Raw genomic sequence first — 18,080 nt, forward strand, 5'->3', positions numbered from 1 at the left:
TTTCTTGTCATGTGATTATTCTTATCAACGCCCTACCCTTTTAGTTTCCGTTTTTGTCCCCTATATATTTTTGGCAGTATTTTGGCTTATCATTAAGTAATGAAAAATAAAATGCGCGTCTTGCATACTATTTGGTTTAGTCTTTGAGTTATCTAACCTGTAATCCATTGAATGCCAGCACTTGATTGTACCCATGACTACAGATATAAAAATAAGCGCCCCAGTCACCGAGCTAGAAGAAACCCCTTGGACTTTACAAGACTTGCCTAGTGCTCAGGTGGCCATTGTAGAAGAAGGAGAACTAAAGGAAGAAAAGCTTCTCCATTTTTATGAAAGCTTCAGTTCAGCCTTAGATTTAACCGCCCCTGAGAATGTCTTAGAGAAAAGTTGATCATAACACATTAGTCCTACTCCGGCATTTTCTGCCTCTTTTATCAGGAGTACCTCAAAAACAGGAATGCCTGGCCACTTGGTCAGGCATTCCTGTTTTTGAGGTATTAAGAGAGTTATCTCATGCTATAGCCAGTCAGTCTGTATCAAGTCAGGTATAGCAGTTATAATGCTTTATAGTTTAAGTTTAGAATTTGTATTTTCTTACACCTGCCATAATTGATGGTTACCTAAATTTTATGAATTGGTATGGAGATAAATAAACTTGAATTAGCTAGGTATGGATAAGTAACAGGAGATTTAATTTTGATAAAAAACGTTACATCATCCAGCAGCAAGGGATAATCAAATAGTTGTGCAAGCTCTTACATTTTGCGATAAAAAAATGGAACCCCACCGATGTGAGGTTCCAGTTACAGCTATTGAAAGTTAAGATTATTTAAATTGATAAAAGAATCCCAGTTGACCTGCTCTGGTACGAGCGTGCTGGCCAGGATAAACATCCTTAGGATAAATATTTGATAATCCCATATTATAGCGAACATCAACACCGAATCCAGATTGAGTTAAATATCCAAGACCGAAGGCCCAGGAGACATTACCGTTTTGGATATCCGTTTTTCTAGTTTCATCATTGTTTGAATTCTCAAATTTGGTGCCTGTAAACAACCCAAACTGAGGACCCGTCTCAATTCTAAAACCAGGGCCCATCATAAATTGAACAAGAATTGGAAGATTAACCGAGTTTAAATCAGTTTTTCCATTATAATTTGCTGATTCATATTCAGCTCCTTCTTTTGAATACATTAACTCAGGTTGTAGCGCCCAATTTTCACTCAGATGAAAATGAGTAAAGCCACCAACATGAAATCCCGGTCTGGGTGTAACACCAGAATCTTCTACTCTCTTTTCATCATTAATGCTTGTCCAATTAAAGCCTGCCTTAAGCCCGAAATTTACATTATCACCAAACTTAATAGTCTGAGCAGAAGCCAATTGGATAGTGAATATACTGAATACTAGTAAACCTATTTTTTTCATTTTAAACCTTATATTAAATTAAAAAGAGTTGGGTAAAAGTAAGGGAAATTAACTTAAGAAAATCAAAGATTATTGCTTTTGACCCAATGTGATGGAATGCATAATTATACCTTGTAGAAGGAGAGGTAATCATTTGTCGAGTAATTACTTTCGATATTTTAAAATCAGGGAGAAAATAAAAATATAAAGGACCTGTTCTTCATAAGAAAAGAGGCATGAAGATTTTTAATCAACAACCATCAAAATTTTCTCTCAGAATCACTTTGAAGGTTTATCACTTCCTTAAATTCTTAAGAGATATACAGTTGTAAGCAGAAAAAGTTTTCAAGAGGTAAATACTTCACCAATCTGCCTTGCCAAGTTGTCACAAGTTGAAGATTGTCTTCTTCAGGATCTCGAAAACTATATAATGGTAAGTATTGAATAGTAGTAAGTTAGATAGCCAGCAACTTACTATCATGTATTACCATCGGGCATACGTGGCTCGTCCATCTAAGTCGGTCGCTATATGAAGAAGGGCCTCTGCTTCAATGATATATAAAGAAAAAGGCGTAATCAGGTTTTCTTTATTCTGAGAAGGCAATTCTCAATTTTGAGTCTCTTTAAAATTGAAGTTGATGGCATTGAACCAAATCAGATTGCGATTTGCGTAATTTTAATGGCTAGGCACTTTCACCTTACTTCCCGATGCAGAACTTGGTAAAGATGTTGTCCAGCAAATCATCTGTAGTGATGTCTCCTGTTATCTCTCCTAAGTAAAACAGACAGCGTCTAATGTCTGCTGCTAGCCAGTCACCGGTTAGGCCGGTGTCCAGGCCATGCAGTACTTCCTGCAAGGCCGTGGCGGTTTTTTGTAGGCTCTGGAAGTGACGCAGGTTGGTCACTATGGTACGGTCACTTGTGAGGGCTTCGTTGGCGTTTACCACTTCCAGCAAAGCCTGCTCCAACTCGCGCAAGCCGTCTTTGGTCCCCGCCGATAAGTACACCAGGTTCTCAAATCCGGCAAAGCTTTCCAATTGGGCGGGCGTGGCGAGGTCTTTTTTATTCGCAATCAAAAGGTAGGGCACCTGCGGCAGTTGCAGGGCTTCAATTTCTTCCTTGAGTTCTGCGGGCGTAGTAGTGGTTACGTCAAAGAGGTACAAGACCAGGGAGGCTTTCTGCAGCTGTTCCTTGGTGCGGGCCACGCCAATGGCTTCCACCGTATCCTGGGTTTCCCGGAGGCCGGCGGTGTCTATGAACCTGAACCGGATGCCGCCTACCTGGGCCTCGTCCTCAATCACGTCCCGCGTGGTGCCTGGTATGTCAGAGACAATGGCTTTTTCTTCGTTCAAGAGGGCGTTGAGCAGGGTGGACTTCCCGGCGTTCGGTTTGCCGGCAATCACCGTGGGCACCCCGTTCTTGAGCACGTTGCCCATTTCAAAGGACTTCAACAAATCTGCCACCAGTTGCTGCAAGGTGGTGATGAGCCTGCGCAGGGCGCTACGGTCGGCAAATTCTACGTCCTCTTCACTAAAGTCCAGTTCCAGCTCCACCATAGACGCAAAGTGGATGAGCTGCACGCGCAGGGCTTTAATCTCTTGAGAGAAGCCGCCACGCATCTGTTTCATGGCCACCTGGTGGGTCAAGGCAGAGTCTGAAGCGATGAGGTCGGCCACCGCCTCGGCCTGGGCCAGGTCAAACTGACCGTTCAGGAAGGCTCGTTTGGTGAACTCGCCGGGCTCCGCCAGGCGCGCGCCTTTGCGCAGGAACAGCTTCAACAACTGTTCTGTGATGTATGGCGACCCGTGGCAGGATACTTCCACCACGTCTTCCTTGGTATAGGAGGCCGGGGCCTTAAACAGGGAAACAACCACCTCATCCAGAATCTTGTCCTCCTCCCGTATGGTCCCAAAATGCAGGGTGTGCGACGGTTGGTTATGCAGATTCTTGCCTTTGAATACTCCGTTCACAATAGAGATAGCCTCTGGCCCAGACAAGCGGATGATGGCAATAGCGCCGTGCCCAGCCGCCGTGGCCAGGGCAATTATGGTATCTTTAGCGAGCGAAGTAGGTAGCAAAGCGAAAAGGTTCTATAAGGAAAAAGCCGTTTTTAGCCTGTTTTCACAAAAGTAGGCTAAAAACGGCAGAATTGGATGCATGCACTAGTAAATGCCTGAACGTCAAGCAAAAGAGGTGACTAATGTGAATCCTCTAATTAATTGGCGGCGATATGCGTTAAAAGCTGCATAAAATCCTTGGCACCGTAATAGCCGGGCACCCGTTGCATGACCTGTTGTTTCTCATTCAAGAAAACGGTGGAGGGGTAGCTCATCTGTCCGTTGAGGAGGGACAGCGCCAGTTCATGCGCTTTGTATTTCTCCAGGTACTGGTAGGTTCTGCCGTTGATGGTGACCGGTTGGCGCTGTTCGGCGTTCAGCTTTACCACATAGTAGTCCTTGTTGAGCTTGGCGATAATGGCAGGGTCCTGGTAGACTTGCTTGTCCATTTTCTTGCACCAGCCGCACCAATCTGTGTAAACGTCAATCAAAATCTTTTTTGGCTTGGCATTGCTTTTGGCCAGCGCCTGTTCCAACGTCAACCATTGTATTGTCGCGGCCGGCGAGGTGACTTTAGTAGGGGAGGCCGGTAATTTTGCCTCCGGCGAATGCCAAAGCCAGCCGCTTATCAAAATATAAAGGAGGAACATGGAGTGAAAGGTATAGCCGTTTTTAACCTGTTTTACAAAAAAGAGACCAAAAACGGTTCCTTCTCAACGCAGTAATTTCTGCCTTAGTATGGGAGAGGTTCCCCCCTAAACCTTTCCGCAAAAACCTAAACGCCTGCCACTTTGGATAGCTTCCTGTTGCGTGAGACCAATCCATGGCTAGGGGACAGGACAAAGGCTAGCAGAAACTCTAGGCCAATAATCACGGAGATGGCCCCGGCCACTGACCCGTTCAACCAAACCGCCAGATAAAAGCCCAAAATAGAAGCTACTATGCCCAGCGCCGCAGAAATGATAAGCATCCGCTTCAGGTCATCGGTTAAAAGGTAGGCCGTGGCGGGCGGACCCACCAGAAACGCTACTACCAAGATAGCCCCCACCGACTCAAAGGCGGCCACGGTGGTCAGGGAGACGGCGCCCATGAGCAGGTAATACCATACACTGGTTGAGATGCCAATGGCCACCGCGAAGGCCGGGTCAAAGGATGTTAAATACAGCTGGCGGTAGAAGACGGTCACAAACCCGACAATCACCAGCAAAACGCCGCCCATCAGCCACACGGTGCGCGGCCCCAGGTTCTGTCCGGCCTCGGTGAGCCAGATGTCTAGGGGCACGTAGGCAATCTCGCCGTAGAGCACGCAGTCCTGGTCAAGGTCCACTTTGCCCGCATAGACAGAAATTAAGATGATGCCCAAGGCAAATAGCCAGGTAAACGTGACCCCAATGGAGGCATCTGACTGTACGCGTGCTTTCTTGTGCAGAAACTCAATTAAAAAGGTACAGGCTACGCCCAGTGCGGCGGCGCCAATGAGCATGGTCCAGACCTCACGGGAGCCGCTGAAGAGAAAAGCCAGCACAATGCCGGGCAACACCGCGTGGGAGATAGCATCGCCCACCATGGCCATGCGCCGAAGGATAAGGAAGCAGCCCAGCAGGCTGCAACAGATGGCCACCAAAGAGCCGGTCAGGATAATCCAGAATGCGTCCAGGTTCATGAGCTTTGCGGAATTTTGGTATGGTGAGGGTCAGTGGTAGGGTAGTCCAGGAGTTCTTCCAGGCGCTTTTCCAATTCTGGAGTAAGCACGTGCTCAATGGATTCAGCGTCTTCGTGCACGTGGTCTGAGGCCACTTGCAGGTACTGCGTCAGGTACAATTCCCACAGACGGTGCAGACGCACCACCCGCTGGGCCTCTTTCTTGCCGCCCTCAGTGAGGGCCCAGCCTTGTTTGCTCTTCACAATCAGGCCTTGGCGGGAGAGGGTCTGCAACTCGGCCTGCATTTTTAACAGCGGCAACTGGCGGCGCTCCAGAATCTGTTTCTTGGAATAACTGTGTTGGTACTCCCCGGTGGTTTCGCCTAAGTGGAAAAGTGTTTTCAGGATATTCTCGCGCATCATCTGCCGGCGTACCCGGCGCTGGGACAAGTACCGGGACAGCAGCCCTTTGTTAGGAGCCAGGGTAAAGGAAATGATGGCCAGCATGGACAAGAGCATCACAATCCAGGGGCCCGTGGGCATGGCAGGCGCCGTGAACGACACAAAGGCGCCGGCGGCTCCGCAGACGGCGCTCATCACGGCGGCAATGATTACCATGGCGTCCAATCTATCGGTCCAGAAACGGGCCGCGGCGGCCGGGGTGATGAGCATGGCCGACATCAACACCACGCCTACGGACTGGATGCCTACCACCACCGCCAACACAGTCAGCGTGGTGAGCAGTAACTCCAGGCGGCGCACCTGCAAGCCAATGGTGCGGGCGTAGGCAATGTCAAAGGAGATGAGCTTGAATTCTTTGTATAATAACACCACGCTTAATAAAAGCAAGACGGCCACCGCTCCAAACGTGTATAAATCCTGGCCCACCAAGGCGGCGGCGCTCCCGAACAGGAACTTGTCCAGACCGCTCTGGTTTTCATTGCCCGAGTGCTGGATGGACGTCAACAGCAAAACCCCGATTCCGAAAAACACCGACAGCACCAAGCCAATGGCCGTATCTTCCTTAATTCTGCTCTTAGCCGTGATGACGTCTATGACAATTAAGGATAGCCAGCCCGTCAGAAAGGAGCCAATCAGCAGCACAATCGGGTTTTTCTCTCCGGTCAAGATAAAGGCCAGGCAGACACCCGGCAGCACCGCGTGGGCCACCGCGTCACCCACCAGCGCGCGCTTCCGGAGCACGGTAAAGCATCCCACCACCGCTGAGCTGGCGGCCAGCAAGACAGACCCGATGGTGACAAACCGCACGTTGGCATCCTGCATGCTTAGAAATTCCCAGAGGGTATTCATTTCTTGACGGGTTTGGTTTCTCTGATGGGGAAGTTCTTTTTCTGCAGCAATTCACTCACCCGGCTCAGCTCAGTCAAGCGGCCGCCGTAGGTTTTCTCCAACAGTTCTGTGGAAAGGGTCTCTGAGGTAGGACCCGAAGCCACCAAACGCATGTTAAGCAGAATCACCCAGTCAAAATAGTCCTGCGCCGATTGCAAATCATGGTGCACCACCACTACCGTTTTTCCGTCTTCGCGCATCTGGCGCAAAAGCTCAATGATGGCGGTCTCCGTGGCAATGTCCACTCCGGCAAACGGCTCATCCATCAGGTACAGGTCTGCATTCTGGGCCAGGGCCCGAGATAAAAACACGCGCTGCTGCTGACCGCCCGATAGTTGGGAGATTTGCCGGTTGGCGAAGTCCTGCATGCCCACTTTCTCCAAAGCTTCCATGGCCTGGGCTTTTTGCTTGGCGCCGGGTCTGCTGAACAGCCCTAACTTGCCGTAGGTGCCCATCATGGCCACATCCAGCGCCGAGGCCGGGAAATCCCAGTCCACCGATTCGCGCTGCGGGACATAGCTTACCTTTTGGCGCACTTCCTCCAAGGACTGCCCAAACAACTGCACATACCCGCTGTTGAGCGGCAGCAAGCCCATGATGGCTTTAATCAACGTGGATTTTCCCGCCCCATTCGGCCCAATGATGCCAATCAAGGCCTGCGAAGGAAGGGTCAAGTCTACATCCCACAGCACCGGCTTGCGCTGGTAACTCACCGTGAGGTCATGCACCTCCAGAACCGGGTCATTTACGTGTTGTATCATTTGTTTGGTAGTATCAGGTTGCTGGTATCTAGTAGTGAGGCTACTTTGTCCAAAAGGCTTGTCTACTTGGTAAGTTATCACTCGTTTTTGGCCTTTTTTCCAGGGAATAGCCTAAAAACGGCTTTGCGACATTCTTATAAACATTCACTCATATATCACCTCAAGGCTTTGGAGATTTTCTGAACATTGGCCTTTACCATGCCTATGTAGGTTCCGGCGGCGCTTTCTGGGCTACCCAATGCGTCTGAGTACAGGGTTCCGCCAAGTTTCACAGCGTGTCCTTTCTGCCGGCATCCTGCCAAGACCGCTTCAATGGATTTCTGCGAAACCGAGGTCTCCACGAAAATGGCTTTCACTTTGCGGTCCACAATGAAGTTGACCAACGATGAGACATCCTGCAAGCCAAACTCAGACACTGTAGAAATCCCCTGCAGGCCCCGCACCTCAATTTTATAGGCATCGCCAAAGTATCCGAAGGCATCATGCGCAGTAATCAAAATGCGTTGTTGCACCGGGATGGCGGCTATCTCCTTTTCGGTCCACTGGTCCAGGCTGTCCAGCTGGGCCAAATAGCGCCGGGTGTTTTGCTCGTACTTTTGCGCGTTGGCACTATCCAATTTTTTCAGCTTCTGAGAAAGGTGCTCGGTCACTTGCCGCCAGAGCTGCACGTCAAACCAGATGTGGGGGTCATGACTGTCCTTGAACTCAGGGGGCGTGCGAAGCAGGCTTTCCGGAATACCTTCGGCGGCGGCCCAGACGGTCTTTTGGCGCGCCAGTTTCTCCAGCACTTCGCCCATTTTACCTTCCAGGTGCAGGCCGTTGTAAATGATGACATCCGCTTCTCGCAGGGTCTGCAAATCGCCTAGGGCGGCTTTGTACAAGTGCGGGTCCACGCCCGGGCCCATCAAGGCATCCACCACCGCGGCGTCTCCTACAATATTGGCCACCGCGTCTGCCAGGATACCGGTGGTGGTGACAATGTACTGTTTGCCCTGCTGGTGCGCTTTGGCGCCGTTGGTGTCTTTGGGATTGCAACCGGCGGCCAGCAGGAGCAGGGCCAGAGTAAGGACGGAGGACAGGCGTTTATAGGCTAGTTTCATGGAATCAGCGCGAAAACGCAACTCAAGGGTTAATGACAAAAATCTTCTCCAGCACCTCTGAAGATAAAATCACGGACTTGTTCTTATCTATGCTTATCTCCAGGGAGTTATCATAGGCTATCTTATCCAGCACTTGCAGGTGAGTGCCAATCTGAATGCCCACGCGGTTCAAGTATTGCAGGAAGGCCGGTTGGGCATCCTGCACGCGGCACACCACGCCTTCCTGGTCAACTTCAAGGGTGCTCAGCACCTGTTGTTGGGTCAGGCGTAGTTCTCCGTTCTCAGAGGGGATGGGGTCACCGTGCGGATCTACCTTGGGATGGCCCAGGAACGCATCCAGCCGCTGGATGAGCAGCTCAGACTTGACGTGTTCCATCTGCTCGGCCACCTCATGTACCTCGTCCCACGTGAAGTTGAGTTTCTGCACTAGGAAGGTCTCCCAGAGTCGGTGCTTTCTGATGATTTTAAGGGCCACGCGCTGGCCGGCCTCGGTGAGCTGGGCGCCGTGGTATTTCTCATAGTGCACCAACTGCTTGATGTTGAGCTTGCGGAGCATGTCGCTGACGGAGGCAGGCTTGGTTTCCAGCATCTCCGCCAGCGCTGTGGTGCTCACGGCTTGGGCACCGCTGCCAGACAACTTGAAAATGGCTTTAATGTAGTTTTCTTCGGCGGTACTGTACATGTTGTTTACCAACGTATTAAGGCAGATGCCCAGGTAAAACCGCTCCCGAAGGCGGCCAGACAAATCAAATCGCCCTCCTTTATCTTGCCCTGCTCAAACGCCTCTGAGAAGGCGATGGGAATAGAGGCTGCGGTGGTGTTTCCGTATTTCTGAATGTTGCTCATCACTTTCTCCTCTGGCAAGCCCATCTTCTGCTGGATGAACTGCGTGATGCGCAGGTTGGCTTGGTGCGGCACCAGCAAATCAATATCCGTGGCCTGAAGTCCGTTCTGGGTCAAGGCCTCATTGATGACCTCTGGGAAGCGAGTTACGGCGTGCTTGAAAACCGTGCTACCATTCATGTAAGGATAAATGGTGCCTTCGTCAATCATCTCGTGCGTAAGGCGCTGCGGCTTATTGCTGCTTGGGTCGGTAGCGGCCAATTCCTCGGCAAACTCGCCCTGGGCGTGCAAATGGGTTGAGAGAATGCCTTTTTCCAGGTTCTCTTCAGGCACCAACACTGCGGCACCCGCGCCATCCCCAAAAATAACCGACACGGCTCTACCGCGGGTAGTGAAATCCAAACCAGACGACTGTATCTCTGAGCCTACCACCAGCACGTTGTTGTACATGCCGGTCTTGATGAACTGGTCGCCCACAGAAAGCGCATACACAAAGCCAGAGCACTGGTTTCTTATATCCAAGGCCGGTGTGGTGGTCAAGCCTAGTTCACGTTGCATCAAAACGCCCGGACCAGGGAAGAAATAATCTGGGCTCAGCGTCGCGAAAATGATTAAATCTATGTCTTTGGCCTCCACGCCCGCCCGCTCCATGGCAAGTTGCGCTGCCCGGGTGCCCATGTTGGCGGTGGTGTCTTTACCAGGCTCAAAATAGCGGCGCTCATGAATACCTGTTCTCTCTACAATCCAAGCATCTGAAGTGTCCATCAAACCTTCCAGGTCAGCGTTTTTCACTACTTTTTCTGGCACATAATGGCCTACTCCGGCAATGCGCGAATTTCTCAATTGTTTAGTCATAGCTGTGCAAATATAAACGAGTTATTTAGATTAAAGTTTAGGTGTGTCTAAAAAAATAATTAGGTAACTATTGTTTACTGTAAGAGGTTTTGGAAAATGATAGTCAATTCTACCTCTTCGGTTTCCCAATAAACATCTTTAGGTAAGCCTAAAGAGTAGTACGTGCGGTTTAAAATTTCTTCAATATTTTCTTTAGAAATAGGCGCAGTGAAATCTAGGCAGACGCCTGCGTCTTTTTCTTGGAGGATGTTTTGCCACAGGCGGTTCTGCTGCGCGATGATCACCAACCCGTTAGCCAGATACTCAAACAACTTGGTAGGTACACAGCCAAAGGTGCTGGGGTGCGGCTGGTAGGGCATGAGGCCCACCTGGCAATTCCGCTCCATTTGTAATATCTGAGAATGGGGTACCAAGTGATCGCCGCCAATTAATTGTATATAGGCAAGGTCTTTGATTCTGGCTCTTACCTTCTCTAAGAAACCGGTGTCGGGGGCATAACCTATGATGGTCAAGCTGGTAGATGGATTTATGGTATGGATTTGCTCAGCAAATGATATCGCCTGCAGGACGCCATAAAGTTCTGAGAGGGTGCCTGAGTACAGAAGCTTAAGGGGAGCTGCCTCATGTAAATGCACGGGAATTTGTCTTTCAAATTGAATTACAGATGCTGGGGCTTTGTATTTGTTTTGAAGGATGGTACCCCGGTTTTCAATAAATGGCAACTCCTGGGCATAGGAAGCCTCTGCCAACAGGAAATGGTCTACTTGCGGCGCTATTAACGTCTCAACAAACCGTACCAATTTGCCCAGCAATTTCCCCATGACGGAGCCATACACTAGTTGGGTTTCTAAATTAAGCTGGTAGTTTTCCTGAATGTCATAGACTAGTTTGCCTCCGTGCCTTTTCTTGTAGAACCAAGCCAAGGGCAACAACTCATGCGTGCACACCACCAGCACCTCGGGATTTACTTGTTTAAGCAGTTTCCAGAAGGACCATTGGGCAGCAAGCCTGCCCCAGGAAATTCTTTTGAAATTAAAAATAGGGTGGAAGGTGATAGGGCTTTGTTCAGGAACAGTGGCAGTAAAACCGACGATATGCACCTCTGCGGCCGCTAGCTTGGTTAGGCTTAGTCCCAGTTTGGCATACATACGGGTGTCATTCACTGGCTTTAAAAGCGAGGCCAGCAGAATTCGTTTTCTGAACATTGCGTTAAATTAATACTTTTGTACACGATTTCTTTCACACATACCAAATGAACGATTTAAGAGAAATAATTGAGTCTACCTGGGAGAACCGGGAGCTCTTGAAGCAGTCTAATTCACAAGAGGCCATTAGAGCCGTGATTGAGCTGTTAGATAAAGGCCAGATAAGAGTAGCCGAGCCCATCACTGACGGCTGGCAGGTAAACGAATGGGTGAAGAAGGCCGTCTTGATGTACTTCCCAATCCAGACCATGGAAACCATTGAGGCCGGTCCGTTTGAGTTCCATGACAAGATTCCATTAAAGCGCAACTTTGCCGAGCAGGGCGTACGCGTAGTGCCTCATGCCTTGGCCCGTTACGGTTCTTATTTAGCTAAAGGCGTGATCTTGATGCCGTCTTATACCAACATTGGTGCCTACGTAGACGAAGGAACCATGGTGGATACCTGGGCGACGGTTGGATCTTGCGCACAAGTGGGCAAGCACGTGCACTTGAGCGGCGGCGTTGGTTTGGGCGGTGTATTAGAGCCTGTTCAAGCCGCTCCGGTTATTATTGAGGACGGCGCCTTCATAGGCAGCCGCAGCATCTTGGTAGAAGGTTGCCGGATTGGCAAAGAGGCCGTGATTGGCGCCAACGTGTGCATTACCGGCAGCACCAAAATCATTGACGTGACCGGTTCTGAGCCGAAGGAATACAAAGGTTACGTGCCACCGCGTTCCGTGGTGATTCCAGGATCTTATACTAAACAGTTCGCGGCGGGTTCTTACCAGGTTCCTTGCGCCCTGATCATTGGCCAGCGTAAAGAAAGCACCGATTTGAAGACTTCTTTGAACGATGCGCTCCGTGAAAACGAAGTAGCCGTTTAAGGGCAGTCTTTTAGGAAATAGGCAAAAAACAGAAAGAGCGGGCATTTGCCCGCTCTTTCTGTTTTAAGAGATAATGGCTGGGAAAGTAAGTGAACTAAGCCATTAAGAAATCTTAGAATCAATTTTGGTTTGGTTTGTAGAAAATAGGCCAAAAACGCAAAGAGCCGCTCTAATTAGTAGAGCGGCTCTTTTTACATCATCAATTCTTGATGGCTATTTCTTAAAGCCGTCTGCCACAATAAGGTCTTTGGTGCCGTGGGTGTAGCTATAGAATCCTTGGCCGCTTTTCACGCCCTTGTGTCCGGCTTGTACCATGTTCACCAACAGCGGGCATGGCGCGTATTTAGGGTTCCCAAAACCGTCATGCAGCACGCGCAGGATGGAAAGGCACACGTCCAGACCAATGAAGTCGGCTAGTTGCAACGGTCCCATAGGGTGGGCCATGCCCAGTTTCATGATGGTGTCAATTTCCTCTACGCCCGCCACGCCTTCAAACAAAGAATAGATGGCCTCATTGATCATCGGCATGAGAATGCGGTTGGCCACAAAGCCTGGGTAGTCATTGGCCTCTGCCGGAATCTTACCCAATTGCTTGGACAGGTCCAAAATCTGAGAGGTCACAGCATCACTGGTAGAATAACCTCTAATTACCTCCACCAATTTCATCACCGGCACGGGGTTCATAAAGTGCATGCCAATCACCTTGTCTGGACGCTGGGTCACGGACGCAATCTTGGTGATGGAGATAGAAGAGGTGTTGCTGGCCAGAATGCACTCTGGTTTGGTGAAGGCATCTAGGTTGCGGAAAATCTCTAGTTTCAGGTCTACATTCTCCGTGGCGGCTTCTACCACTAAATCTACGTTCTGCACGCCGGCTTTCATGTCAGTGAAAGTAGTGATGCGGGAAAGGGTTTCGGCTTTCTGGTCCTCGGTTAGGGTGCCTTTGGTCACCATGCGGTCCAGGTTTTTACCAATGGTAGCCAAGGCGCGGGATAAAGAATCTTGAGAAATATCAATGAGGGAAACTTGGAAGGAGTTCTGCGCAAATACGTGGGCAATGCCATTGCCCATAGTGCCAGAACCAATAACGGCTATGTTCATATATGAATAGGGTAGGTAAGAATCTTGTCACAAAACTAAGATTTTTCTTCTTGTGCCCAAGTGATTGATTTTCATAAGCCCTGCAATGATTTGGCTGCTTCAAAAAACACAAAAATTAAACATATTATATGCCTATATAAATCTTTTGGAATACTGTTGCGTACAAGCTAAAAATTCCATAAGGAAACATGTGATGTGTGACCGGCGGAAGGAAACTAAACAAAAACTAAACACAACTAAAACTATGGGAAATCTATTGTATATCATCGCGGTAGTGCTAGTAATCATCTGGCTAATCGGATTCTTAGGATTCGGAGATCAAGTGGGTGGCATCATTCACATTTTGTTAGTAATTGCTGTGATCGCAGTGGTTCTTCGTTTGATACGCCGAGCCTAAATCTAGTTATTGTTACATCTGCGGTGCCTTAGCGTAGCGCACAAACCAAATGCGTATGGGAAATTTGCTGTATATCATTGCTGTGGTTTTGGTGATCCTTTGGCTGATTGGCTTTTTAGGATTCGGTGACTCAGTGGGCGGAATCATCCACGTGCTGTTAGTTATTGCCATTGTGCTGGTATTGCTTCGCCTGATAAGGGGATAGCTTGTTGACCTACCATATAAAAACAAAGGGCGCCCTGTAAGGCGCCCTTTGTCTTTAAGCTATTTTCTGGATAACAGGCCAAAAACGGCCGTACCCTTACGCGATGGATTTCTCTTTGTACATCTGGGCTCTTACCGTCTTGATGTCATCATTGGTCAGGTACTCATCATAGCTCATGCGCTTGTCAATGATACCGCTTGGCGTCAACTCAATGATTCGGTTGGCAATGGTGTCCACAAACTGCAAGTCATGAGAGCTGAACAGCAATGATCCTTGGAATTCTTTCAGGCCGTTGTTCAAGGCCGTGATGGACTCTAGGTCCAAGTGGTTGGTAGGCTCATCCAACACCAGCATGTTGCCGCTTTGCAACATCATGCGGGACAGCATACAGCGCACTTTCTCCCCTCCAGACAACACACTGGCTTTCTTGAGAGACTCCTCGCCTGAGAACAACATGCGTCCCAAGAAACCTCTAATGAAGCTCTCGTCTTTCTCTACTGAGAACTGACGCAACCAGTCCACCAGGTTCAAGTCTGTCTGGAAGAACTCGTTGTTGTCTTTAGGGAAATACGCCGTACTGATAGTAGTGCCCCATTTGAACTCACCTTTGTCTGGCGTGGCCTCACCCATGATAATCCGGAAGAAGGTGGTGGCGGCCAGGTCATTGCGGCTAATCACGGCAATCTTGTCGTTTTTGTCCACCATAAAGGAGACGTTTTTGAACAAGACGCCGTCTTCATTGCTCACAGACATATTGTCTACCTGCAGCAACTGGTTACCGGCTTCGCGCTCCTGCTTGAACTGGATGTATGGGTACTTACGGCTAGAAGGCTGAATGTCTTCCAACGTCAGTTTCTCCAATAGTTTAGCACGTGAAGTGGCTTGCTTTGACTTAGAAGCGTTCGCGCTGAAACGTGCAATGAAAGCCTGCAGTTCTTTGCGCTTGTCCTCAGTCTTGCGGTTGGCGTCTGTGCGTTGCTTAGAGGCCAATTGGCTGGACTCATACCAGAACGAGTAGTTACCAGCGTATAATTTGATTTTACCGTAATCAATGTCGGCCACATGCGTACACACGGCATCCAAGAAGTGACGGTCGTGACTTACTACAATCACGGTGTTTTGGAAATTGTCCAAGAAGTTTTCCAGCCACATGATAGACTCTGCGTCCAAGTGGTTGGTAGGCTCATCCAGCAACAGAATGTCTGGGTTGCCAAACAAGGCCTGCGCCAAGAGCACGCGGATCTTCTCATTACCGCCCAAATCCTTCATCAAGGTGTAATGCATGTCTGGCTGAATGCCCAGACCGCTCAGCAACTCGCCGGCTTCATATTCTGCGTTCCAGCCTTCCATGTCGGCAAAGTCAGCTTCCAATTCAGAGGCCCTGATGCCGTCTTCCTCAGTGAAGTCTTCTTTGGCGTAGATGGCGTCCTTTTCGTTCATGATCTCATACAGGCGCTTGTGGCCCATGATCACGGTCTGCAATACCGGGAAATCATCATACTCATAGTGGTTCTGCTTTAGAACCGCCAAACGCATTTTAGATGGAATGTCTACGGTTCCTGTGTTGGGATCTATCTCGCCAGAAAGGATTTTAAGAAACGTAGATTTTCCGGCTCCGTTCGCGCCAATAAGGCCGTAGCAGTTGCCAGGGGTGAACTTAATGGTAACGTCTTCAAAAAGAGTGCGCTTGCCGTATCTAAGACTAACGTTTGAGGTACTAATCATGCTGTGTTTGTGTGCTTATATAGGATATAGGTGGCAAAATTACCAAAAGAAACCGGAAAGACCGGCATTGCCCTGTCTTTTAAAGAGAAAGGTCTTTTTTACAGACAATCAATTGCTTAAATCAGTTCAGGGTGGACAGTCCTTAATAGGAGTGGAGTCCCCGCTTAGGACTTATCCTAAAAAATTGCCCTGAATCACAACAAGCCCACCTGATATTAAGTATATAATTAATCATATCTATAACACAATCAGAAGACGCAGCCGGCTTCTTCACTAAACTAAGAACCCACACAAAATAAAACTACAACATGGAACAACGTCGTACAACGGTGCAAAGAACCGGAACATATTATGGCTTCCTGACAGGTATTGCCGCTATCATCTACATAGTATTGGTGAAGCTACTTGGCTTAATTGAAAATGTTGGCCTGCATTTCTTGATAGGTCTAATCTTAGTGGTTGGCGTGGTCATGGCCATCAAGCATCATAAGTCTGTCAAACACGGGCACATTAATTATTTAGAAGGCATTGGAGTTGGCTTTGTGGTGGGCCTGGTGGCTTCTATCATTTACATCATCTTCCATGTAGTCTCTAATTATGTATTTGACAACGCCTTCTCTTACCCATACATGGCAGACAACACGTACGGGGTTCAGCAAGGCATCTGGATTGTGGCATTTATCTGGTTATTGATGGGCGTAGTGATTGGCACCTTTGTAGGCTACATTGCAATGCAATTCTTCAAAAGGCCAGATCATAAGCTATCTGACTCCTAGGATTCTATTAGTAAGATTAAAAGCCCATCTTAAAAAGGACGGGCTTTTTTTGTGCTTTCTAAATAGTGAATAATATGACAATAGTATAAATCAAATTAAGAAAGGTCTTGAAAGCTAATATAGAAGGTTCTTGAGGGCTAGAAATATTGTAAAGGGAAGGTATTGTAAAGCCTAAATATAACTATATAAAAATGTAAAGGCTTGATTATGAGTTAATGTAGGCTAGAAAGTACTGTGATAAGGTGGGAAAAATCATATACGAAAGGCAGCTGAGTGATTGAAATAGCCTAAATAATGCAATCACTAAATTGTAAAATTCCTATAACTTTGAAATGGCGTGGGCGTTAAAGGATATATAAACAAACTGCAAGATTTGTTTTCCCAAACTCTAACCTAAGCGTCAAATATCATGAAAAAATTATTACTTTCCGCCCTGTTTGTAGGAGCAATGTTTTCTGCTCAGGCACAAACTAATTTAACCGCTTCTGCAGCTACTACAAGAGCGGTACTCTCTATGAGCGCTACTGAGATGGCTCGCCAGATGTACAATGACCTTAAATTGAACGAAGGCCAGTACATCAAAATCAAGTCTCTAAACCAAACCAGAATTGACCGTTACTCAGAAGTAGAGCGCATGTATTCCAATGATGCACAGATGCGCGATGCTAAAATCAGAGAAATCGATTCTCAACTAGATGAAGAGTTTGCGGCCATTCTATCTCCTGAGCAATTCACGGCTTATATAGAAATGGGACGACGTCCGGCAAGCACCAGCACTGTTCCTGCAGATGGCGCTACTGGTTCTAACCTTTCCACTACCACTTCAACAACCTCGTCTACTAGCACCAATATGGGAGCGGTAGTTACCTCAGATTCAACCACCAAAGGCAATGTCACTAAATACAAGAAAGGTGACATGGAGCAAAAAATGAAGCCTGGTGAGCAAAAGATCAAAGAGGGCGACCGTAAAGTAAAATCTGAGGACGGCAAGTTGAAGATTGAAGACGGCGACAACAAAACCAAGATTGAGTCAGATAAAATGAAAATGGAATCTGCCTCTGGCGAAATGAAAGTGAAGAACGGAGTAGAGAAACTTAAAACTGACTCTGTCCGCTACAAGTCATCTGAAAACGAGACGAAAATAAAAACTGCCGCCGGTAAAACTAAAATTGAGTCTGACAAGGTGAAAACCAAAACAGACACTGCTAAAAAGAAAGTGAAAAACTAACATTTGACGCTTGCCTAGAAAGCCGCCCCATTAATGGGGCGGCCTTCTTTTTGCCCGTTAATACGTGTCGTGGAGCATAATCTCGCGCACTTTGCCTAAGGCGTCAAACCTCACAGACAAGGCTTTTTGATTCTGGCCGTCTTTGTTGCCATTAGCGCACTTAGGACCCGGCGAGATATAGTAGATGTAGATCTTTTGACTGCGCTCCAGCAATTCTTCGGCGTCTGGCTTTCCAAACAATCCGCGTATTACATATTCCTTTCTGGTAAGCAATTTCATCCTGAAGGTTTCTACTTGCGGGGTTAGTTTGACACGATCACCTTTGCAGCCGTTCAAATCGTTTTTCCAGGATTTGTCATCAAAATTAAACTCCTTGGCGCTGGAAGAACAGGCTGTTAGTGCTGCTGTTACCATGAGAGCCATAACTACCTGTTTAGCAATACGTAGAAATATTTTAACATCCATTTGGTACTTGATTAAGTAGGCTTACAATAATTCTTGAGGTATAACTTCTCCTTCTTTAGAACAGAAAGAAATAGACTTATATTTGACAAAACGGAACA

General features: G+C 48.0%; 19 protein-coding genes. 6 read left to right on the forward strand and 13 right to left on the reverse strand.

All coding sequences use genetic code 11. From position 1 onward, the window contains the following. Window positions 1-193 precede the first annotated feature (193 nt). A complete protein-coding gene (locus TH61_RS14405) occupies window positions 194-391 on the forward strand; it encodes a hypothetical protein (protein ID WP_066510813.1) in 198 nt (65 codons plus the stop codon). A 434-nt stretch (window positions 392-825) separates the two neighbouring features. On the opposite strand, the gene TH61_RS14410 is transcribed toward TH61_RS14405, so the two are convergent. The 10 genes from TH61_RS14410 to TH61_RS14455 all read right to left on the reverse strand — a co-directional run bounded on the left by TH61_RS14410 (window position 826) and on the right by TH61_RS14455 (window position 11,222). Further along, complete coding sequence (locus tag TH61_RS14410) at window positions 826-1,431, reverse strand: porin family protein (protein ID WP_066510815.1); 606 nt, start codon at window positions 1,429-1,431, stop codon at window positions 826-828. A 677-nt stretch (window positions 1,432-2,108) separates the two neighbouring features. Continuing rightward, on the reverse strand, window positions 2,109-3,488 hold the full coding sequence (gene mnmE, locus TH61_RS14415) for a tRNA uridine-5-carboxymethylaminomethyl(34) synthesis GTPase MnmE (RefSeq protein WP_066510818.1): 1,380 nt from the start codon (window positions 3,486-3,488) through the stop codon (window positions 2,109-2,111). A 137-nt stretch (window positions 3,489-3,625) separates the two neighbouring features. Continuing rightward, window positions 3,626-4,117 carry a DUF255 domain-containing protein gene (locus TH61_RS14420; RefSeq protein WP_082780390.1) on the reverse strand — a complete coding sequence of 164 codons (492 nt, stop codon included), beginning with the start codon at window positions 4,115-4,117 and terminating at the stop codon, window positions 3,626-3,628. A gap of 125 nt (window positions 4,118-4,242) precedes the next feature. Continuing rightward, the gene (locus TH61_RS14425; protein ID WP_197464046.1) at window positions 4,243-5,130 is read right to left on the reverse strand and encodes a metal ABC transporter permease; all 888 of its coding nucleotides are present in this window, start codon (window positions 5,128-5,130) and stop codon (window positions 4,243-4,245) included. Then, window positions 5,127-6,419, reverse strand: coding sequence for an iron chelate uptake ABC transporter family permease subunit (locus TH61_RS14430; protein WP_066510821.1), 1,293 nt, complete (start codon window positions 6,417-6,419; stop codon window positions 5,127-5,129). Before TH61_RS14430 ends, TH61_RS14425 begins: the two co-directional genes overlap by 4 nt. Then, the gene (locus TH61_RS14435) at window positions 6,416-7,219 is read right to left on the reverse strand and encodes a metal ABC transporter ATP-binding protein (RefSeq protein ID WP_066512906.1); all 804 of its coding nucleotides are present in this window, start codon (window positions 7,217-7,219) and stop codon (window positions 6,416-6,418) included. The genes TH61_RS14430 and TH61_RS14435 overlap by 4 nt, the downstream gene beginning before the upstream one ends. Window positions 7,220-7,374: 155 nt before the next feature. After that, a complete protein-coding gene (locus TH61_RS14440; RefSeq protein ID WP_066510824.1) occupies window positions 7,375-8,319 on the reverse strand; it encodes a metal ABC transporter solute-binding protein, Zn/Mn family in 945 nt (314 codons plus the stop codon). A gap of 22 nt (window positions 8,320-8,341) precedes the next feature. Continuing rightward, the gene (locus TH61_RS14445; RefSeq protein ID WP_066510829.1) at window positions 8,342-9,001 is read right to left on the reverse strand and encodes a metal-dependent transcriptional regulator; all 660 of its coding nucleotides are present in this window, start codon (window positions 8,999-9,001) and stop codon (window positions 8,342-8,344) included. Window positions 9,002-9,006: 5 nt separating this feature from the next. Further along, a complete protein-coding gene (locus TH61_RS14450) occupies window positions 9,007-10,005 on the reverse strand; it encodes a 3-oxoacyl-ACP synthase III family protein (RefSeq protein ID WP_066512908.1) in 999 nt (332 codons plus the stop codon). Window positions 10,006-10,091: 86 nt separating this feature from the next. Continuing rightward, the gene (locus tag TH61_RS14455; RefSeq protein ID WP_066510830.1) at window positions 10,092-11,222 is read right to left on the reverse strand and encodes a glycosyltransferase; all 1,131 of its coding nucleotides are present in this window, start codon (window positions 11,220-11,222) and stop codon (window positions 10,092-10,094) included. Between the two features lie 47 nt (window positions 11,223-11,269). Here TH61_RS14455 and TH61_RS14460 point away from each other — a divergent pair, with 47 nt between their 5' ends. Then, window positions 11,270-12,085 carry a 2,3,4,5-tetrahydropyridine-2,6-dicarboxylate N-succinyltransferase gene (locus tag TH61_RS14460; RefSeq protein ID WP_066510834.1) on the forward strand — a complete coding sequence of 272 codons (816 nt, stop codon included), beginning with the start codon at window positions 11,270-11,272 and terminating at the stop codon, window positions 12,083-12,085. Window positions 12,086-12,298: 213 nt separating this feature from the next. Here the strand turns inward: TH61_RS14460 and TH61_RS14465 are convergent, their stop codons facing one another. After that, entirely contained in the window at window positions 12,299-13,186 is an 888-nt protein-coding gene (locus tag TH61_RS14465; protein ID WP_066510837.1) for a 3-hydroxyacyl-CoA dehydrogenase family protein, read from the reverse strand. Between the two features lie 244 nt (window positions 13,187-13,430). On the opposite strand from TH61_RS14465, the gene TH61_RS18385 reads away from it, so the two are divergent. Together TH61_RS18385 and TH61_RS18170 are read left to right on the forward strand one after the other, a co-directional pair. Continuing rightward, complete coding sequence (locus TH61_RS18385) at window positions 13,431-13,583, forward strand: lmo0937 family membrane protein (protein ID WP_231862235.1); 153 nt, start codon at window positions 13,431-13,433, stop codon at window positions 13,581-13,583. 55 nt (window positions 13,584-13,638) lie between these two features. After that, on the forward strand, window positions 13,639-13,788 hold the full coding sequence (locus tag TH61_RS18170) for a lmo0937 family membrane protein (RefSeq protein ID WP_157600728.1): 150 nt from the start codon (window positions 13,639-13,641) through the stop codon (window positions 13,786-13,788). Window positions 13,789-13,884: 96 nt separating this feature from the next. On the opposite strand, the gene TH61_RS14475 is transcribed toward TH61_RS18170, so the two are convergent. After that, window positions 13,885-15,513 (reverse strand): ABC-F family ATP-binding cassette domain-containing protein, encoded by a 1,629-nt coding sequence (locus TH61_RS14475; RefSeq protein ID WP_066510842.1) that lies wholly within the window; start codon window positions 15,511-15,513, stop codon window positions 13,885-13,887. A gap of 308 nt (window positions 15,514-15,821) precedes the next feature. On the opposite strand from TH61_RS14475, the gene TH61_RS14480 reads away from it, so the two are divergent. Both TH61_RS14480 and TH61_RS14485 read left to right on the forward strand, forming a co-directional pair. Further along, window positions 15,822-16,289, forward strand: a complete 468-nt coding sequence (locus TH61_RS14480; protein ID WP_066510846.1) for a DUF4199 domain-containing protein — start codon at window positions 15,822-15,824, stop codon at window positions 16,287-16,289. 409 nt (window positions 16,290-16,698) lie between these two features. Next, window positions 16,699-17,517: a hypothetical protein gene (locus TH61_RS14485; RefSeq protein WP_157600729.1), complete on the forward strand. Its 819-nt coding sequence runs from the start codon at window positions 16,699-16,701 to the stop codon at window positions 17,515-17,517. A gap of 57 nt (window positions 17,518-17,574) precedes the next feature. Here the strand turns inward: TH61_RS14485 and TH61_RS14490 are convergent, their stop codons facing one another. Further along, a complete protein-coding gene (locus TH61_RS14490) occupies window positions 17,575-17,940 on the reverse strand; it encodes a hypothetical protein (protein ID WP_066510850.1) in 366 nt (121 codons plus the stop codon). Between the last annotated feature and the right edge of the window lie 140 nt (window positions 17,941-18,080).

This window comes from Rufibacter sp. DG15C, assembly GCF_001577755.1.
Classification (GTDB): Bacteria; Bacteroidota; Bacteroidia; order Cytophagales; family Hymenobacteraceae; genus Nibribacter.

What these genes read in the sequence shown, in the direction of transcription:
- TH61_RS14405 (WP_066510813.1), top strand. Translation starts at nt 194, where the DNA reads ATGACTACAGATATAAAAATAAGCGCCCCAGTCACCGAGCTAGAAGAA.
- TH61_RS14410 (WP_066510815.1), bottom strand. Translation starts at nt 1,431, where the DNA reads ATGAAAAAAATAGGTTTACTAGTATTCAGTATATTCACTATCCAATTG.
- TH61_RS14420 (WP_082780390.1), bottom strand. Translation starts at nt 4,117, where the DNA reads ATGTTCCTCCTTTATATTTTGATAAGCGGCTGGCTTTGGCATTCGCCG.
- TH61_RS14425 (WP_197464046.1), bottom strand. Translation starts at nt 5,130, where the DNA reads ATGAACCTGGACGCATTCTGGATTATCCTGACCGGCTCTTTGGTGGCC.
- TH61_RS14430 (WP_066510821.1), bottom strand. Translation starts at nt 6,419, where the DNA reads ATGAATACCCTCTGGGAATTTCTAAGCATGCAGGATGCCAACGTGCGG.
- TH61_RS14435 (WP_066512906.1), bottom strand. Translation starts at nt 7,219, where the DNA reads ATGATACAACACGTAAATGACCCGGTTCTGGAGGTGCATGACCTCACG.
- TH61_RS14440 (WP_066510824.1), bottom strand. Translation starts at nt 8,319, where the DNA reads ATGAAACTAGCCTATAAACGCCTGTCCTCCGTCCTTACTCTGGCCCTG.
- TH61_RS14445 (WP_066510829.1), bottom strand. Translation starts at nt 9,001, where the DNA reads ATGTACAGTACCGCCGAAGAAAACTACATTAAAGCCATTTTCAAGTTG.
- TH61_RS14455 (WP_066510830.1), bottom strand. Translation starts at nt 11,222, where the DNA reads ATGTTCAGAAAACGAATTCTGCTGGCCTCGCTTTTAAAGCCAGTGAAT.
- TH61_RS14460 (WP_066510834.1), top strand. Translation starts at nt 11,270, where the DNA reads ATGAACGATTTAAGAGAAATAATTGAGTCTACCTGGGAGAACCGGGAG.
- TH61_RS14465 (WP_066510837.1), bottom strand. Translation starts at nt 13,186, where the DNA reads ATGAACATAGCCGTTATTGGTTCTGGCACTATGGGCAATGGCATTGCC.
- TH61_RS18385 (WP_231862235.1), top strand. Translation starts at nt 13,431, where the DNA reads ATGGGAAATCTATTGTATATCATCGCGGTAGTGCTAGTAATCATCTGG.
- TH61_RS18170 (WP_157600728.1), top strand. Translation starts at nt 13,639, where the DNA reads ATGGGAAATTTGCTGTATATCATTGCTGTGGTTTTGGTGATCCTTTGG.
- TH61_RS14475 (WP_066510842.1), bottom strand. Translation starts at nt 15,513, where the DNA reads ATGATTAGTACCTCAAACGTTAGTCTTAGATACGGCAAGCGCACTCTT.
- TH61_RS14480 (WP_066510846.1), top strand. Translation starts at nt 15,822, where the DNA reads ATGGAACAACGTCGTACAACGGTGCAAAGAACCGGAACATATTATGGC.
- TH61_RS14485 (WP_157600729.1), top strand. Translation starts at nt 16,699, where the DNA reads ATGAAAAAATTATTACTTTCCGCCCTGTTTGTAGGAGCAATGTTTTCT.
- TH61_RS14490 (WP_066510850.1), bottom strand. Translation starts at nt 17,940, where the DNA reads ATGGCTCTCATGGTAACAGCAGCACTAACAGCCTGTTCTTCCAGCGCC.